Here is a 16,609-nt window from a genome sequence, read left to right as displayed (position 1 = left end):
GCCGTTGTGCCATTTTCAGAAGGATGTTGGGGGTAAAGCTTATGGAGATCATACCGTTGGACATTCGGCAGCGGGAAGCGGCCGAGGAAGTATGGGCGTTGCAGCATCCCGCCTACAGGGTCGAAGCGAACTTAATCGGCGTGGCCGATCTGCCGCCCTTGAAGGATACGATTCAAACGCTGCAGGAGTGCGGAGAAAGCTTTCTGGGCTACAGAGACGAAGAAGGAGAATTGATTGGAGCCGTATCGTATGAACGCGACGGGCCGGACCGCTTGTCGATTTGCCGCGTAATGGTTCATCCGAACGCAATGCGCCAAGGCATTGGAGCGAAGCTGTTGACGGAGGCGTTAGCCGCGGAACCGGCTGCGTCGACCTGGGGCGTAACGGCGGAAATCCGCAATTCGCCTGCGCTGCGGCTCTATGAGAAGTTCGGATTCGAGCGCAAGATGACGTTTAGTCCGGTTCCGGAGATTACGATGGTTCAGCTTATACGGCCGCCTTCAGCGAGTTAGGGGCTTTGAGAGATTGTCCCGGCCTCCGACTTAAGCCTAGGTTCGGCCCCGTCCAATTGCCGTTGTTGGGTCGAACCGGGGCATGATAGAATGAGTCAAACAAACCGGAGCAGGGGCGTATGGGGATCTGAAAGGGATCTCATCGTCTCGCTGAAATGAGACTGTCGGAGGGATCAGTATGAAAGAAGCGGACAATTGGAATCCAGGGGCAGGCTACCCGCCGCCTCCAAGCCCGGACTCGGCGAATGCGGCCGCTGCCGCGCAGCAGCAACACTGGCCTCCAGGCTACGGGGCTTCCAGCTCCTATCCGGAGCGTCTGCCGAACGCCAGACGGAAAAAGAAATGGGTGGCGGGTTGGCTTTCCGCTATGGTTCCCGGGACAGGGCACATGTATTTAGGATTGATGGGCAAAGGCATTGTGCTGATGCTGATGCTTGCATTGGACATCACGGCCATTGTGCAAGTTAGCAGTGTCGGTACTCTGCAAGTTCTATTTTTTTCGCTGCTTATTCCCATTATTTATTTCTACACCCTATTCAATGCGATCCAAAGCACGGATGCCGTGAACGACCGCTCCGGCTCCGCCGCGGCTTCTTACGGCCATCGGGCGGGATGGGGGCCAGCGCCGTCGTCGGCTCCGATTCCCGGACCGTATCCGGAGCAAGTCGGCTGGGAGCAGGCGCCTCTCGGGGGAGCCGCCGTGCAGCCGGACGCCATGCAGCCGCAGCCGCATTCGCAGCCGGTACAGCCTCCAGCCGCTCGCGGTATGCCGCCCGTCGCCATCCTTGTTGTGGCCGGAGTGGGCGTGTTGATGCTGCTGACGTCGGGATCGAGTTGGACGCATAAGCTGTTCAACTCGGCAGGCTCTGCCTTCGGGGCCGTCATTCTGATCGGAGCGGGCATTGTGTACTGGTTTTGGGAAAATCGCGGGCACAAGGCTGGCAGGAACTGAACGGGCTGGCGAAAAGGCGGGGGTTTATTCCATTGACAACGACTGAACGCGGACCGTAGAATAGGTTATACGTGCGTCAGTGCGCATAAGTTATACGAAAGGCTGTGAGAGCATGGAATCCAGGGTCGAGCATGCCGTGGACCAGCTCAAATCCGGCGGAATCCGGATGACCCCCCAACGCTACGCCATACTGCAGTACCTGATGGAATCGTATACGCACCCGACGGCGGACGATATTTTTCGCGCCCTGTCGCCGCAATATCCGAGCCTGAGCGTGGCAACCGTTTATAATAACTTGAAGCTGTTTGTAGATGCAGGACTAGTCAAAGAGCTGACCTACGGGGACGATTCGAGCCGGTTTGATGCAGATATGTCGGATCATTACCACATTACTTGCACGAGCTGCGGAACGATTGTCGATATCGACCTGCCGCCCGTGGAGGACGCAGAGCGGGCCGCTGCCGCCATGACCGGCTTCAGCGTGTTCGGTCATCGGCTTGAGCTTTATGGGCTCTGTCCAACATGCAAGGGCATGCATTCTTAATCGATCACAAGAGCAACGAACACGCTGAGCGTACACTCGGCGTGTTTTTATTTGCACGCGGCCGGTCATTCCCCGTATTATCCAGCAACCTGACGGGGATTACAATCGTTTAATAATAAGGACAAATCATGCACGCAGCTCAGCAGAAACGGAGTTGAAACGGTTTTGAATCATGAACTTGCCCCCAGACGGAGACGCGACGGCCGACGATCGCGCAAGTGGCTGCTTCTTCTGCTGCTCTTCGCAATAGCGGCAGGTGTTACAATCTGGTGGAAATTATCTCATTCGGCCAATACGTCTTACGTTGTCCCGCAATATACCGCCCAGCCTAATCCGATCATGATTCGAGGGGAATGGACAGAGCAGTACGCACGCGGCAGCGATGAAGGAATGTTGATTCCGATGCCGATCGCCTCGCGTCTGTTAGGAGACGGAGTGCGGTATGAGGAGAAGACGGAGAGCATTATTCTGACGAACGATACGAAGGTAATGCACTTTAAGACCGGGGAGCTGGACGCGACGCTGAACCGCAAGCCGATGACGCTGCGATTCGCCGCCAAGAAGTTCGACGACGATTTGTATTTGCCGATCGCTCCGCTTACGGAGCTGTTCGGGATTCAAATCAAGCTCGCGGAGTCTACCGGTATCGTCACCTTGTACGAGCCGGGCGAGGAAGTCCGGCATGGCAAAGTGTCACTGAGCAAGACAAAAGGAATTACGATGAGGGAAGGCCCTGCAAAATCCTATCCGATTGTCGAGGATTTGCTTGCCGGGACGGACGTTCGTATATTGGAGGAGGAGGAAGAGGGCTGGTATAAAATCCAATCCGCTTCCGGTCATTTCGGCTATGCTGCCAAGAGCGGAGTAGCGATCGGCGAACTGGAGACGATTCCTTCCGAGAAGGAAGATGACAAGCCGTTCGTCGCCTGGAAGTCCGAAGGGCAGAAAATTAATCTGACCTGGGAGGCGGTCTACTCGGCTAATCCGGATACGGCGAAGATCGGAGAGCTGCCGGGAGTTAACGTAGTCAGCCCAACCTGGTTCGAGCTTGTGGACGGAGAAGGAAATGTGCGCAGCAATGCGAACTCTTCTTATGTCAAGTGGGCGCATTCCAAAGGGATTCAAGTATGGGGGCTGTTCAGCAACGGGTTCGAGCCCGATCGGACGCACAACGCATTGTCCAGCTACGAGTCTCGATCCGTTATGATCCAGCAAATGCTGGCTTATGCCAAAACATTTAAGCTGCAAGGCGTCAATATCGATTTCGAGAACGTCTATACGAAGGATAAGGACAATCTGGTGCAATTCGTTCGCGAGATGACGCCGCTTATGCATGAGCAAAATCTTGTCGTCTCCATCGATGTGACCGCCAAGTCGAATAGCGAGATGTGGTCTGCGTTTCTGGACCGGAAGCGGCTGGGAGCGAGCGTCGATTTTATGATGCTGATGGCATACGATGAGCATTGGGCGTCCAGCCCGGTCTCTGGCTCCGTTTCCTCGCTGCCGTGGACGGAGAATTCCGTCAGACGCATTCTGGAGGAGGACGGGGTTCCGGCAAGCAAATTTATTTTGGGCGTCCCGCTGTATACCCGGATATGGACCGAAGAGCCGAACGGGGAGGGCGGCGTTAAAGTGTCTTCCAAAACGATGAGCATGAACGCCGTCAACAAGCTGATCGAGGAGAAGAAGCTTAAGCCGGTTTTCTCTGCGGAAACGGGACAAAATTATGTGGAATTCAAAGAAGACAAAGCGCTTAAGCGAATTTGGATCGAAGATGCGGTGTCCATGAAGGCGCGAGCGGAGCTGGTCGGTAAATACGATCTAGGCGGAGTGGCGTCTTGGAGAAGGGGCTTCGAGTCTCAGGATATTTGGGATGTGTTAGATAAAACTTTGCAAAATAAATGATAGTTGAACAAAAACGGGGACTGTTCCATAAGCAATCGAGTTGTCCTAGGTGATTATCGATGAAACGTAAAATGTGCATGTATATGGCTATGCCGTTCGCTTCGCTCAAGGCACAAAACGGAATGAAATCCGTTCGCCTTGGGCGTTTTTTTTGTATGCCAGAGTTGCAGAGATATTCAGTACACTACAATCACGTGGAAGGGAGTGGGCCGCCTTTATTACTGGGTGACCGCAAGTATAGGTGTAGATTGCCTTTCCAAACACAAATAAGTGTCGCCACGAGCTGCCATACGCTCCTGAAATCTAAATTGGGCACCCCGTGTAAGAGGCCGATTTCAGGACCGTATGAGGCAGTCTCCAAGCTAATCGTGGCCCACACTGTTTCCAATTAAAATTGAACTTTTAGGGCGAATCTATTTGCACTCAAAAGTTTACGTAGCGAAGTTAGTGGGAAAATCGTACAACACAGCTCGAATAAGGCTTAAGTGGAGAACGTTTGTTCGGAAATTCGTACAAAGCTACTCGGTTCAGGCTCAAACGACGGACGTTTGTAGGAATAACCGTATAAAGTTACTCGAAATCCCGCAAATAGACTTTACGGCCGGTTTCCGCGGAAAGATAGAGAGCCTCCAGCAGCTCCGCCAGAGCGATCGCATCGTCGAGACGGGCATTCCATTCGGCGGGCAGCTCGTTGTTCGGAGCAGAGGAACCGTTGGACTCTTTCCGCTTTTTAGCCAACTCGATCGCTTCCAACCATTTCGACAGCGTCGAAGGTTCGGCAGCATCCGGCATCTCAGAAGCATCGCGAGCCAGTTCGGCTTGCTTCTCCATTCCATAAGCTCGAACGACAGCGTCCGAAGGCTGAAGCAGCTTCCGGTGGATGCCGTTTGCGCCTCCTCCCAAAAAGCTGCCCTCCGTTCCGTACAGCTCGATCGCAAAGGGAGATTGCCCGGCAACATAGCTTGTTTCGCAAATCGCAATCGTTCCGTTCGCATATTCCAGCACGCAGACGGCGTTATCCTCGGCCGAATGTCCGGTGAACCGGGACACAACGGCGGTGACGGCGTCGGGGCGTCCCAAAATGTCGTGCGTCAAGTACAAGCCATGAGCGCCGAGGTCCGAGAAGACGCCATAAGGAGCATCCAGGAACCGCGAGGCGAAAGAAGTTGTCGCCGCAATTGCGCTGTGATGGGCGTTGCGAACGCGCATGCAGGTGACTTCGCCTAACGCGCCGGAGCGAGCCGCATTTGCGGCAGCGAGATTTACCGGCCAGCGCTTAAGCGACATATCGACGGCAAAGCGGATGTTCGCTCGGCGAATGTGCGAGGCGACCTGTTCGGCTTCGCGCAGCGTCATCGCCAGCGTCTGATCGGCGAGCGCATGCTTGCCGGCCTGCGCGGCCAGCTCAATCAAAGACGCCGCCTGGGCGGGAGAACTATCGATTATTACGCCGTCGATGTCCGCTCTGTCCAGCAAAGCCGTCAAGTTAGGCTCGAACGGCAGGCCGAATTCCGCGGCATGAGCCGTTCCGCGCTCATGATCGTCATCCCAGACCGCTACCAGCCGCGCTTCCGGGAATTCGACCAAGTCTCGCACAAAGCTTCGCGTATGATAGGGATTCCAGCAGCTAAGCAAAGCGAGTCGAATCATATTTATGCCAACCTCCTTTACATATTTACAGCGATCATCGCCAGCAGGCCCGTTCCGATGCCCAGCAAGCCGCCGCGGCTAAGCTTCTCGCGGAACAGCCAAGCGGAGGCGAGCGTCAGCAGCACGATCATCGTTCCGTTAACGAACGGGAACAGCAGCGCGCCCGGCAACCGGCTCGTCAAATAAGCGACAAGGGCGTTGCCGATTCCCGTAGCCGCCCCGATACACGCGATCAAGCCGATCGCGCTCCAGGACATTCGCTGAATCGGCGCACCAAGAGCAGCTTCGGGTCTGCGCTGCGCTGCCCCGTTCCGTCGGCGGCCTAACGCGACCCATACTGCCAAAGCGCATATGCCTGCGGACGAGAAGCCGACAAGCATCAGCTCCGGAGCTTCCTGTCCGTTCATCGCAATCTGGTGCAGCTTGGCGACAACCGGCAGCAGCCCGTTAAACAGAAAGGCGAGCAGGCAATAAGCTAGCCAGCGAATGTCCGTCTTGGCGCGGGCAGCCTGCGGCCGCGCGCCGAGCACTTGAATGAAATAAAAAGAGAGCAGAAACAAAGCTAGACCGGCCAGCTTAAAGGGGCTTGCAGGCTCTCCCCACAGCGTCAGACTGGCGACAACCGGCACCATCAGGCTGGCGGAAAAATAAAAAGAAGAGTACGATAACGGCCCCATACTCATTGCGCGAGCATAGAAAAACATTGTCAGTACGAAGACGACGCCATAGGCCGCCCCATACGCCCATGTGGTCGCTCCGATTGACGAGGCTCCGGAGAAGACGCGCCACAGCATGAGACCGGCCGCGATCATCGCCGAATAAGCAGCGATGACGCCGATCGGGCCGCGCGCGGAGCGAGACTCCGGCAGCAGCTTCAGGCACAGCGATTGAACGGTGAACAAAACAGCGGCGACTAGAGCAAGCAGCACGTTCCGTCCTCCGCGTTATTGCGCAGCCGCGCGTCCGAGCATCGGGAACAGCTCAGGCCATTCCTCCGCGCTTGGACGGCGACCATAGTCGGCGATCTCGAACGGCTCCGCGTAACGGACAAGCTGTGCGGCTTGCTCCCCGTAGCCGGAAATAAGCGCCTGCCGCATTTCGTCCGAGGCGTTAATAAACTCTCCCCAATGCTTCAGCAGGAAGGCTTTTTTGTTCTCCCAGCTCTCCGTAGGGACCTCGTGCAGAAACCCGGCCTGCCATGGCGTAAATTCATAAAATTGCGTCGCATGGGCGTCGCAGGCGAGCAGCTTCTTCTCCAGTGCCGGGCCGATGTCTATGGCGATGTCGCAACGATAACGACTTTTCAATGAATAGTCCGGCATCAGCAGAACAACGGGCGGCTGGGTTAAAGCCGGCGCGTCCGGCACGGCGTTTGGCGTTTTGGCGACGAAGGGCACCGCGTCGCCGACGACTCGGCCTGCGTAACGGTTATCGGGGTGCGCGCCTCCGTCCGGATGGAAGGAGACGACGATGTCCGCCCGCCAAAGCCGAATTTGTCTAATCACTTCATTGCGAACGGCAATCGTCGGCAGCAGCTCTCCGTCCGGAGTGTCCAGCACCGCGTATTCGTCGATGCCGAGCCGGCGCGCCGCCTCGGCGGCTTCCGCTTTTCTTGTCGCAACAAGCTCGTCTCCGCCGACGGAATAATGGCCGCAGCGGCCGTCCGTCAAGGACAGAAATTTGACGCGATGGCCCTGCTCCGCATACAGCGCGGCCAATCCGCCGGCGTAAATATCCGGCTCGTCGGGATGCGCCCCGATGACGATGACTCTAATTTCCCTGCTCATCCTGAACTCCTCCATTTATCTTTTTCTTCGAGCTATTAACTCGTCAGTCCGTCAGCCCCATATCCCGTAGCGTGTTTTGCAAGAACTGCCGCGAGGAATCCAGCCGTTCGTCCATTTCGTCCCAATAGCTGAGCGCCTCGTAAGCGTCAGGGGCCATCAGCTCGCCTGCCGCGATTCGGCGTTCGCAGACCGTCGCCAGACGAACAAGCTCGGCGACCTCCGACAGGCTAAGGTCGGGATGGACGGACCGCCATTCCTCGCGGTAGATGTCCATGTGCATCAAGCCTTTATGATCCTCCACTTGCACGTGCAGGCTCGGGTTGAACTTGGCAATCTCGGCGAAAATAGCCCGATAATCGACCACGCCTTGACCGGAAGCCTTCAACTGCCGCACAAGACCGTTTTCCGAAAAATAAAGAATGACGTCCTTGGCATGAAACTGATGGATGTAAGGAGCGGCTCGGCGGGCGACCGCGACCGGGTCCTCGGCGCGCGCGAACACGTTGGCCGTATCGAAGGCGACGCCAAGCACGTCCTCGCCGACTTCCTCGATCATTCGCAGCACTTCGTAGGAGGTGATCTCTTCGTGCGTCTCCAAGTTAATGCGGGAGCCGCTGTCGCGCAAAACCGGGGCAAGACGTTTCAGGAAACGCGTCGTCGCTTCCAATTGCTCCTCCCAGGTCACGTCCGTTCTGAAACGATCGTTGACGAAATAGCCGGAATGCCCGCCCCGCCAGCCTGCCGTAACGCCAATCAGCTCCTTGGCTCCCATCAGGGCAGCGGCTTGAATCTGTTTCTCCACGGCCAGCTTGTAATCTCCTCCGCCCAGCAGCCAAATTTCCGGAGATTCCGACGTATTGAACGGATTGACCCGGCCGATTCCAAAGTCGACGTACAGGCCGAGCTCCGCGGCACAGGCGGCTGCTTCTTTAAGCTCACCGGCGTCCAGCGTCTTGGAAACATAGATCGGAGATTTGTAGTAGACGCCTTCGTAGCCGTCCTTCTTCGCTTTTTCCAACACCTGACCGATCGGCATATATTCGTCTTCCAAATAACCGTGGTGCAGCTCGATGCCTACTTTCATAACGGTAGTCCTCCTCTTGTCTGACTTGACCCACAAAGAAAACCGAAGTCTTCCCGCAGCTAGGACGTGTCTGCAAACTCGCTCAGAGGCATCTATCACCGCCTTTTCGCTCGGAGTATGCAGACACGCCCTAGCGAGAAAGCCCCGGCATTTGCATCGTTTCAAGCTTGATTACGGCTGCAAAGTTCCGTTATAGATTTCCAGCAGCTTGTCGAAATCGTTGATTTCCTTCACATAGCCGTCCCAATCGGTTTCCGGGGAGAGCTTGCCGTACACGAATTGCTCCAGGCCGCGCAGGAAGAAGTCGTGAACCGTTGTGCTTCTCATCGTTTCTTCTTCTTTGTCGGCGGAAGTCAGCTTCGGCACTTTGGCGACGGAAGGGAACCAGCCCTTCTCGTTCGCTTCCGCCGTCAGCGTATCGACGAGCGGATTGTTAAGCACCTTGGAGAACCAATCGTATGTGAACACGGTCGTGAAGTTGTTGTTAGAAGCGCCGATATCCCACAGCGACTTCTGGATGCTGCCGCTGTTTTTCACCGCATCGGTGAAATCGCGGCTGCCGTCTTTTTCGACGAACGTCTGATCCTGAATGCCCCAAGTGCCCAAGTTAACCGCCTCATCGCTGTACAGCCAGTTGACGTATTCCAGCAGCTTATCGAAGTTCGGCTTATTGGCCGCGCTCGCCGGGATGACGTACGCAAAGTTGATGCGCTGCGCGGACGGGCCTTTGACTCCGCCTGGCCCTGCGATCGGAGGAAGAGGAGCCAGCTCGAAGTCGGGATCTACGTTCTTCTTGCCGTCGGCGTTAATCTGGCCGAGTTCGCTGATCCACGTATACGTGAAGACGCTCTGGCCCGTCGCCATCTTTTGCTTCCACTGATCCGTGCTGGAGGTGAAAATCTCCGGATCGGCCAAGCCTTCCTTCATCAGGCGGCTCAGGAACGTGACGAATTGCTTGTAGTTGTCGCTCGTGTAGGCATACTCGAATTTTCCGGCATCCGGGTTGAAAATAAAGCCGTTATAAGCCGGACCGATGCCCCAAGCCGCGCCGGACAGATTGATCAGACCGAGCGCGCCGTTCAGGTTGGCCATCGGGTAACCCTTCGGATCGGCTTCTTTTAGCTTCTTAAGCGTCTCGTACAGCTCGTCCATCGTCGTCGGGGTTTTCAGGTTATGCTTTTTCAGCAGATCGACGCGAATGACGGGCGCCGTGTTATACATGGCCGATTCGAACATAAAAGGAAGACCGTATAGCTTGCCGTCCTTCAACGTCCAATTGTCGAGCTCTTCGGCTATGCCGTACTGGTCGAGTCTCTTCTTCAGGTTCGGAAGCTTGTCGAGATAGTCGCTGATCGGCAGGAAAACGCCGGTCTGAGCGAACTCCATATAGACGGGATGCTCGACGTAGCTCACAAGATCGGGAGCCGAGCCCGAGCTGAGCACGATTTTGAGCTTGTTCTGGTAATCGGCGTCCGGCGTTGGCTGGATGTCCAGCTTGACGTTGGCCAGCTTCTGGAATTGCTCCAACACGGGCCAGGATGTGTTAAAAGGGTAAGAGGGGTTGTCGTCGTACATCATGGAGATCGTGATCGGCCCTTCCGTCCCGCCGGCCGAAGCGGATGCTCCTCCGGTTGCCTTCGAACCGCCCTCATTTGAGCCGGAGCAAGCGGACAATACGGCGGTCATCGCCAGCGTGAGCGCGAGTCCGCCCGCCAGCCGTTTCGCTTTTTTGTTGGTGCGCGACTTGGTTAGTTGCAGCTTAGTCATTTGCGATTGCCTCCCTATGGAATATTATATATAAAAGCTTTTCAGGCTGTGGCCTGCGAATGAAAGAAAGTCAGCCTTTGACAGAGCCGAGCATAACTCCCTTGGCAAAATACTTCTGCGTGAACGGAAAAACGAGCATGATCGGCAGCGTGGTAGCCAATATGGCCGCCGCCTTCAGCGACGCCGTGGAGACGCCTCCGTCCGTATCTCCGATCTGGCCGACGTTGCCGGCCAAATCCGAGCCCGCGATAATATTGCGGACGATCATCATCGCCGGATGCTTGTCCGTGCTGTTCAAATAGATCATCGAGTTAAACCAGTTGTTCCAGTAATACACGAGCAAAAACAGCGTGATGGCGGCCAGAATCGGCTTGGACAGCGGCAGAACGATGCGCGCGAGAATCTGGAACGGATTCAGGCCGTCCAGCATCGCGGACTCTTCGATTTCCTCGGGAATGCCTTGAAAATAAGTCATCATCAGCAGCAAATAATAAGGCGTAATGCTGAAGGGGAGAACGATCGCCCAGATGGTGTCGATGAGCCCCAAACTTTTCACGAGCATATATGTCGGAATCAGACCGCCGCTGAAAAACATCGTAAACATGATGAACAGGATCAAATATTTGCGTCCCTTGAGCAGGCGCTTGGAGAGCGGGTACGCGCAGATCGTCAGCATAAACAGGCCGATAGCCGTGCCGAGCGACGTCTGAAAAATCGAGTTGCGGAAGCCGGACGCGATGCTCGGATGCTGAAACACACGAATGTAGGCGTCCAGATTAAAGCCTTGCGGCCATAAGCCGACCCGGCCTCCGACGACGGGACCCGAATCGCTGAGCGACACGGCCAGCAGATGAAGAAACGGGATCAGAATCGAAGCTGAGATGCCCAGCATCATAAGCGCGTTGGCGGTCATAAACCAGCGAAAGCCGGCAGTTCGACGATAGAGCATAGTATTCTCCTTTCTGGCTAGTACAGCGAGAAGCCGGATATTTTGCGAGAGATGTAGTTGCCCGCGGAGACGAGCATCAGTCCGATGAGACCGCCGAACAGGCCGACAGCCGTGGCATAGCTATAGTTGTTGTTTTGCAGACCCATGCGGAAGACAAACGTGTCGATAATGTCGCTTGTCGAGGAGTTGCTTGGCGTGTACAGAAGCAGCACCTTCTCGAAGCCGAGCGTAAGCATGGAGCCGAGCGAGATAATGAGCACGACGGAGATCGTCGGCAAAATCTGCGGAATCGTCACGCTGAACGTCTGGCGCCAGCGGCCCGCGCCGTCCATCTCGGCGGCTTCGTATAGCTGCTGATCTACCGAGGCGAGCGCGGCCGTATAGATAATCGCGTTCCACCCCATAAACTGCCAGATGTCCGACCCGATGTAGATCGTGCGGAACCAAGCAGGCTCGTTGACGAAGAAAATCGGGTCGATGCCCAATTGTCCCAGCAGTTGATTAACGACACCGGTCGTAGGCGACAGAATTTCCTTCAGTATGCCCACGACGACCACGACGGCGACGAAGTTGGGAAAGTAGGAGATAGTCTGGATAACCGTCTTGATTTTTTTGCTCAAAATCTCGTTCAGCAGCAGCGCGAATATAATCGGAAGCGTGAACGTGATCGCCAGATTAAGCACGCTGAGCACGAGCGAGTTCTGGAAGGCCGCCCAGAAGGACGGATCGTGCCAGAACATGCGGAAATAACGCAATCCCACCCATTCCTCGCCGTACATAGACCCGCCGGGGACGTATCTTCGAAATGCAAGCACGTTGCCGACGATCGGTCCGTAACGGAAGATAAGGAAATAGGCGATCGGGAGCGCAAGCATGAAATAGTAAGGCCAGTAACGTTTTAAGTAGGGGCTCATTCGCGCCCTCCACCTCCTTCAAGTGATCTACCTTTATCCAAGCACGGAGAGGCGGGGGACGACTACGGCCAAAGTCGTACTCCTGTCACGTTTCTCGACTTATCGCAAGTCACAAAAAGAGACTTTGTCACACTTTTCTACCTAGTTGTCATTGTTCGTCTTGGGGTTATTGACGTTACGCGCCGGACATAATACCCTTTGTTTCTAGGGCTTGCGCGCAATCGGGGCAGAGAGGAGGGGGAGGACAATGACGTGGCTTGCGAAGTTTCGGAGGGTCAGCTTTCGAAGCATGTTTTTTCGTTTTATCATCCTGTTTGTTTCGATTTCGGTGCTGATTCAAGTGATTAATTTTGTGACCTACAATATGTATTTGCAGTATGTGAGAGACCGGATCGAGACGAATTACGACAGCTCGCTGGCCAATGTCGCTTCCTCTCTGAACCGTCTGTTCGAAGGGATTTACCAATCCAATTTTCTGCTGTCGCTCGATCCGAGCGCATTAAGCGTGTTCTCGGGGGAAGGGGAGGAGGGCAATGCGAAATATGCGGATATCAGCCAGACCGTCCGCTCGCTGGCCAGAATCAAATATATCGACTCCTCGATCGACGGGGCATACATCTATAAGCGCAAAGACGATCTGATCATCAGCAACGAAGGGACGTACTCGGCCTCTTATTTTTTCGATAGTGTGTATCGGTTTGAGGAGTATCCCGCCGCGTTCTGGAAGTCGTATACGTCGGGGTACAAGCTGTTCTCGATCTTTCCTCCTTCGGAGCTGGGAGGCTCGGATCGTAATGTAGGCAAGGTGGTTATCCCGATTGTTCAGTCCAAGATCGCCGAATACTGGTCGAACAATCTGTACGTCATTAATTTGAACGTTCAGCCCATCGTCCAGTTGCTGCAAAACTATAAACTTACTCCGGGCAGTATTTTATTTATTGCCGACAAGAACGGAACGATGCTGGCCTCCTCGGAGAATGGCTTTACGAGCGATCCGGATTTGCAGGCTTTTATGAAGGAAAGTTTGAGCGAAGGCGGCGCTTCCGAGCAGGCGATCTACAAGAAGCAGAAAATGCGAGTGATTACGCTCAATACGAGTTTCTTCTATAATGACGTTGTGATGATCGTAGGCGTGCCGGAAAATGATATTCGCAGCAGCTTAAGCAATCTGGAAAATTTGCGGATTATTTCGGCGGCGTTTACGCTATTGCTGTCGCTGATCCTATCCGTTGCGTTCAGTAAAAATCTGTACGCCCCGATCAAGTCGCTTGTCGATCGTCTGAGCGGACCTCATTCGAAGGGCAAGCAACCTATGAACGAGTTCGAATATTTGGACGACGAGATCGGCCGAATCATGAGCAGCGTCCAATCGCTGAATCAGCAGCTTTCCTATGCTCTGCCGCTTGCGAACGAGCAGTTTCTGGTGAAAATGCTGAAATACAACTATCTGTACGACGATGCCGGAGCAGAAATGTCTCCCGCCCGAAGCGGTTTTAAGTTCGAGCACGGCAGCTTTATGATCGCTGTGTTTCAATTTAATTTTCGCAAGCCTTTCTACGATACGTTCGACGAGACGTTCAGGAACGATTCGTCTCATATGCTCGTTAAGCTGCTAAAATCGCTGCTGCCCGGCGACTACCCGGCGTATTTGCTGGAGATGGACGTTCATTTGATTGCACTGCTCGCCAACGTTCCGGAAGGAGTGGAACGGGAGCTGTACGAGCGCTATTGCGCGGAAGTGGTGGATTTGTTCCGCAGGGATGAGGATTTTCTGCGGGTTCATGCGGGCATCGGCGGCGTTCATGCAGGCTACGGCGGCATGCGGCGCTCCTACGTCGAAGCGATGAAGGCGCTGTGGCGCATCTCTCCGTTTGACGGCAAACGCGTGTATGCTTTTGCGGAATCGGACGAGGAGGCGGAAGCGAAAAGATATTTGCTGGACAAGGAAGAGGAGAACCGGCTATTCAATTTGGCGTTATCCGGCCGCAAGGAAGAGCTTCGCGAGCTGGTCGAAAATACGATCGATCGCAACGTGTCCTCCGGTATCTCCGCACCGCTGATGCGCGAGCTGTATATGAGATTTTACTCAATTGGCCTTCAAGCGCTGAAGATGAGGGACAAGGAGCTGGAGGAAGAGGCCGGCAGAGCGTATACCGATTTTATTTTGTCCAACGACTCTTGGTCGGCGGACGAGATCGCGGAAGCCGTGCTCGCGTTTTTCGACAGTGTCGTCGGGGCCGTCGCCGGAGGAAACGCCAAATTCGATGTGGGCGCGTTCAAGGCTTTCATTGACGAGCATTACCATGAGGACATTCATCTGGAGCTGCTGGCCGGCAAGTATAAAACTTCTCCGCAATATATGTCCCGACTGCTCAAGCGGGAGCTGGGCGTCGGTTTTCAAGAGTATTTGCTCGATTTGCGAATCCGCAAGGCGAAGGAGCTGCTCGCGGGCTCGGATCGCAAGATCGGCGATATTTGGGAGACGGTGGGCTTCAACAACCGCAATACGTTCATTCGAGCGTTCAAGGCGAAGGAAGGGATTACGCCGAGCGAATACCGCAGCAATATGGGGAAGTGAGGACGCGATCGGTATTAAAAAAAACGGCTTCTTAGGTGGAATCCTAAGAGCCGTTTTTTTAGATGGCAGTTCTTGTGGGGAATTAATCACGACTGCGACTGCAAAGGGACTTCGCTGCCGCTGTCCGTCGGCTTTTCCGTCGCTTGCTTCGGGTCCCATGTCAAAATCGTATGACAGTACATGCAGCGGTCCGTCGTACCGAGCACTTTCGTGTTCTTGCCGCATTCCGGACATTCAAGCACCGGCGCGCTTGTCGACAGCATGCCGATATAGAAGTACATCCCCATGCTGATAAAACAACTGATGATACCGAACACCATGAAGACGGCCGCGATGATTTTGCCGACTTCTCCGAACATCAGGATGCCGCTTGTCCCGAAAACCATGATGCCCATCCCGATCATAACAAGCAGCAGCGCCCATGTTCTCATCGTCGATATTTTGCTGGCTTTCCACTTCATATTGCAATCCTCCGTCTTTTTAATAAAGCATGGCCCCATTCCTGACGCAGCATTGCAATTTGAATACGCCGCTAAGCAGGAAAGCGGGCCTGCGTTGTAGAACTAGAGCATACTTGCAATTTTATTATAGCTCACATCGTACGGCCAAACCACCTTAGGACGCCGCGATTCGAGCTGGAATTAGAGCAGAGGTGTGATAACGTGGCGCAGGCGGGCAAGCTGGGGTTCGATATCTCAAGATTGGCGGCGGAGGAAGGAACGACGAATCTTCTGCTGATTGCAAAACCGTTCTCTCAGCAAACGAGACTGGACGGACTTGATCGTCTTGTACTCATCGTAAAGGAAGGCGAAGCTTCCGACAGAGAGATTGAGCATTGGCTGTGGGACAACGAGCGCGTTCAGGTTCGCCGAGTTTCTCGGGAGCAGCTGGAGAGCTGGATCGTAGGAAGCTCCAACCGGGGAAGCGCTTATTGGCTCATGCACGGGGAAATCGTGGTCGATCGCGACGGATATTTGAGCGATTTGCGCAGCCGGCTTATGAATTGGTCTCCTCTCATTATGGAGCAGAAGCTGCTAAGCGAATTTTCGCGTTTCGTCCGGGCATACCAGCAGGCGAAGCAGGATCTTAAGGACGGTCAAGTTCTGGATGCCTATTCCAATGTTCTCGCTTGTCTTCATTATTGGGCTCATATCGCGCTTGTGGAAGCGGGAATGCATCCCGAGCTGACGGTATGGGAACAAATGCGCACCGTGAATCCGGGGATTTACAAGCTGTTCGAAGAGCTGACGGCAAGTCCCGAAACGCTGGAGCAACGAGTCGAGCTCGTTCTGCTTGCTTGCGAGTTTTCTATAATGAATAAAATGGAGACGAGCTGCGCGCTATTGATTCGGCTGGTTGCAAGCCGCGAAGAGGCGTGGACGATTGCCGAGCTCATGCGGCATCCCGATTTGGCGGGGCTATCGCTGGAATTGTCCGTTCTATTATACAGGCTCGTAAACCGGGGCTGTATTCGCGAGATTGCCAAGCCTTCTCCTTCGCGTGCGAACGGTATTCTGGAGCTCAAATATACGTCCGCATAAGCCTGTAAAAAGAAATTCAAAAAATGTCGAAAAAACCGTTGACTTGCCTATTGTATCTGTGATAAATTATATCTCGCCGCCGAAAAAGCACTACGAAGCGGACACGGCAGGAAAAAAGAAATGCAAACAAAATTAAAAATAATGCTTGCATCGAAGGTTCCGGTTGTGATATATTATAAAGGTCGCTGTTAACGCGGCGACGAGATAAAAGAAACACCGATTGTTCTTTGAAAACTGAACATTGAGCGTAAGAAACAAAAACGTCGGAAGACGGCTTCGGTCGTCGGAAGGCAAACCAGCAATAAAGTAATGAGCCTTCTGGCTCTCTATTATGGAGAGTTTGATCCTGGCTCAGGACGAACGCTGGCGGCGTGCCTAATACATGCAAGTCGAGCGGATCTCTGATGGAGCTTGCTCCTGATGAGG

General features: G+C 54.5%; 14 protein-coding genes and 1 rRNA gene. 7 read left to right on the top strand and 8 right to left on the bottom strand.

Annotation, left to right across the window (positions count from 1 at the left end; all coding sequences use genetic code 11):
• Positions 1-41: 41 nt before the first annotated feature.
• The 4 genes from DFP98_RS33040 (at position 42) to DFP98_RS33025 (ending at position 3,913) form a co-directional block, all read left to right on the top strand.
• Entirely contained in the window at positions 42-512 is a 471-nt protein-coding gene (locus DFP98_RS33040) for a GNAT family N-acetyltransferase (protein WP_181918098.1), read from the top strand.
• 178 nt (positions 513-690) lie between these two features.
• Entirely contained in the window at positions 691-1,464 is a 774-nt protein-coding gene (locus DFP98_RS33035) for a hypothetical protein (RefSeq protein WP_116064897.1), read from the top strand.
• Between the two features lie 112 nt (positions 1,465-1,576).
• On the top strand, positions 1,577-2,008 hold the full coding sequence (locus DFP98_RS33030) for a Fur family transcriptional regulator (protein WP_116064896.1): 432 nt from the start codon (positions 1,577-1,579) through the stop codon (positions 2,006-2,008).
• Between the two features lie 165 nt (positions 2,009-2,173).
• Positions 2,174-3,913, top strand: coding sequence for a glycosyl hydrolase family 18 protein (locus tag DFP98_RS33025; protein WP_116064895.1), 1,740 nt, complete (start codon positions 2,174-2,176; stop codon positions 3,911-3,913).
• A gap of 570 nt (positions 3,914-4,483) precedes the next feature.
• Here the strand turns inward: DFP98_RS33025 and DFP98_RS33020 are convergent.
• The 7 genes from DFP98_RS33020 to DFP98_RS32990 all read right to left on the bottom strand — a co-directional run bounded on the left by DFP98_RS33020 (position 4,484) and on the right by DFP98_RS32990 (position 12,064).
• Positions 4,484-5,563 (bottom strand): Gfo/Idh/MocA family protein, encoded by a 1,080-nt coding sequence (locus tag DFP98_RS33020; protein ID WP_116064894.1) that lies wholly within the window; start codon positions 5,561-5,563, stop codon positions 4,484-4,486.
• A 17-nt stretch (positions 5,564-5,580) separates the two neighbouring features.
• Positions 5,581-6,492 carry a hypothetical protein gene (locus DFP98_RS33015; RefSeq protein WP_116064893.1) on the bottom strand — a complete coding sequence of 304 codons (912 nt, stop codon included), beginning with the start codon at positions 6,490-6,492 and terminating at the stop codon, positions 5,581-5,583.
• Positions 6,493-6,507: 15 nt separating this feature from the next.
• Positions 6,508-7,350: a PIG-L deacetylase family protein gene (locus DFP98_RS33010; RefSeq protein ID WP_116064892.1), complete on the bottom strand. Its 843-nt coding sequence runs from the start codon at positions 7,348-7,350 to the stop codon at positions 6,508-6,510.
• 43 nt (positions 7,351-7,393) lie between these two features.
• Positions 7,394-8,434 (bottom strand): sugar phosphate isomerase/epimerase family protein, encoded by a 1,041-nt coding sequence (locus tag DFP98_RS33005; protein WP_116064891.1) that lies wholly within the window; start codon positions 8,432-8,434, stop codon positions 7,394-7,396.
• Between the two features lie 171 nt (positions 8,435-8,605).
• On the bottom strand, positions 8,606-10,201 hold the full coding sequence (locus DFP98_RS33000) for an extracellular solute-binding protein (RefSeq protein WP_116064890.1): 1,596 nt from the start codon (positions 10,199-10,201) through the stop codon (positions 8,606-8,608).
• A 70-nt stretch (positions 10,202-10,271) separates the two neighbouring features.
• Complete coding sequence (locus DFP98_RS32995) at positions 10,272-11,150, bottom strand: carbohydrate ABC transporter permease (RefSeq protein ID WP_116064889.1); 879 nt, start codon at positions 11,148-11,150, stop codon at positions 10,272-10,274.
• 17 nt (positions 11,151-11,167) lie between these two features.
• A complete protein-coding gene (locus tag DFP98_RS32990) occupies positions 11,168-12,064 on the bottom strand; it encodes an ABC transporter permease (RefSeq protein ID WP_116064888.1) in 897 nt (298 codons plus the stop codon).
• A gap of 247 nt (positions 12,065-12,311) precedes the next feature.
• Between DFP98_RS32990 and DFP98_RS32985 the strand changes: the two genes are divergently transcribed.
• Positions 12,312-14,642, top strand: a complete 2,331-nt coding sequence (locus DFP98_RS32985) for a helix-turn-helix domain-containing protein (RefSeq protein WP_116064887.1) — start codon at positions 12,312-12,314, stop codon at positions 14,640-14,642.
• An 86-nt stretch (positions 14,643-14,728) separates the two neighbouring features.
• On the opposite strand, the gene DFP98_RS32980 is transcribed toward DFP98_RS32985, so the two are convergent.
• A complete protein-coding gene (locus DFP98_RS32980; protein WP_116064886.1) occupies positions 14,729-15,103 on the bottom strand; it encodes a DUF2614 family zinc ribbon-containing protein in 375 nt (124 codons plus the stop codon).
• A 201-nt stretch (positions 15,104-15,304) separates the two neighbouring features.
• Between DFP98_RS32980 and DFP98_RS32975 the strand changes: the two genes are divergently transcribed.
• Both DFP98_RS32975 and DFP98_RS32970 read left to right on the top strand, forming a co-directional pair.
• A complete protein-coding gene (locus tag DFP98_RS32975) occupies positions 15,305-16,183 on the top strand; it encodes a nucleotidyltransferase-like protein (protein ID WP_181918097.1) in 879 nt (292 codons plus the stop codon).
• Between the two features lie 328 nt (positions 16,184-16,511).
• A 16S ribosomal RNA gene (locus DFP98_RS32970) occupies positions 16,512-16,609 on the top strand; the annotation flags it as partial.

It is taken from the genome of Cohnella phaseoli (assembly GCF_003386235.1).
GTDB classification, from domain to species: Bacteria; Bacillota; Bacilli; order Paenibacillales; family Paenibacillaceae; genus Cohnella; species Cohnella phaseoli.
This window is presented reverse-complemented; position numbering and strand designations above follow the sequence as displayed.

Excerpts from the sequence above, each read along its gene's own strand:
- DFP98_RS33040 (WP_181918098.1), top strand. The coding sequence starts at position 42 with ATGGAGATCATACCGTTGGACATTCGGCAGCGGGAAGCGGCCGAGGAA.
- DFP98_RS33035 (WP_116064897.1), top strand. The coding sequence starts at position 691 with ATGAAAGAAGCGGACAATTGGAATCCAGGGGCAGGCTACCCGCCGCCT.
- DFP98_RS33030 (WP_116064896.1), top strand. The coding sequence starts at position 1,577 with ATGGAATCCAGGGTCGAGCATGCCGTGGACCAGCTCAAATCCGGCGGA.
- DFP98_RS33020 (WP_116064894.1), bottom strand. The coding sequence starts at position 5,563 with ATGATTCGACTCGCTTTGCTTAGCTGCTGGAATCCCTATCATACGCGA.
- DFP98_RS33010 (WP_116064892.1), bottom strand. The coding sequence starts at position 7,350 with ATGAGCAGGGAAATTAGAGTCATCGTCATCGGGGCGCATCCCGACGAG.
- DFP98_RS33005 (WP_116064891.1), bottom strand. The coding sequence starts at position 8,434 with ATGAAAGTAGGCATCGAGCTGCACCACGGTTATTTGGAAGACGAATAT.
- DFP98_RS33000 (WP_116064890.1), bottom strand. The coding sequence starts at position 10,201 with ATGACTAAGCTGCAACTAACCAAGTCGCGCACCAACAAAAAAGCGAAA.
- DFP98_RS32995 (WP_116064889.1), bottom strand. The coding sequence starts at position 11,150 with ATGCTCTATCGTCGAACTGCCGGCTTTCGCTGGTTTATGACCGCCAAC.
- DFP98_RS32990 (WP_116064888.1), bottom strand. The coding sequence starts at position 12,064 with ATGAGCCCCTACTTAAAACGTTACTGGCCTTACTATTTCATGCTTGCG.
- DFP98_RS32985 (WP_116064887.1), top strand. The coding sequence starts at position 12,312 with ATGACGTGGCTTGCGAAGTTTCGGAGGGTCAGCTTTCGAAGCATGTTT.
- DFP98_RS32980 (WP_116064886.1), bottom strand. The coding sequence starts at position 15,103 with ATGAAGTGGAAAGCCAGCAAAATATCGACGATGAGAACATGGGCGCTG.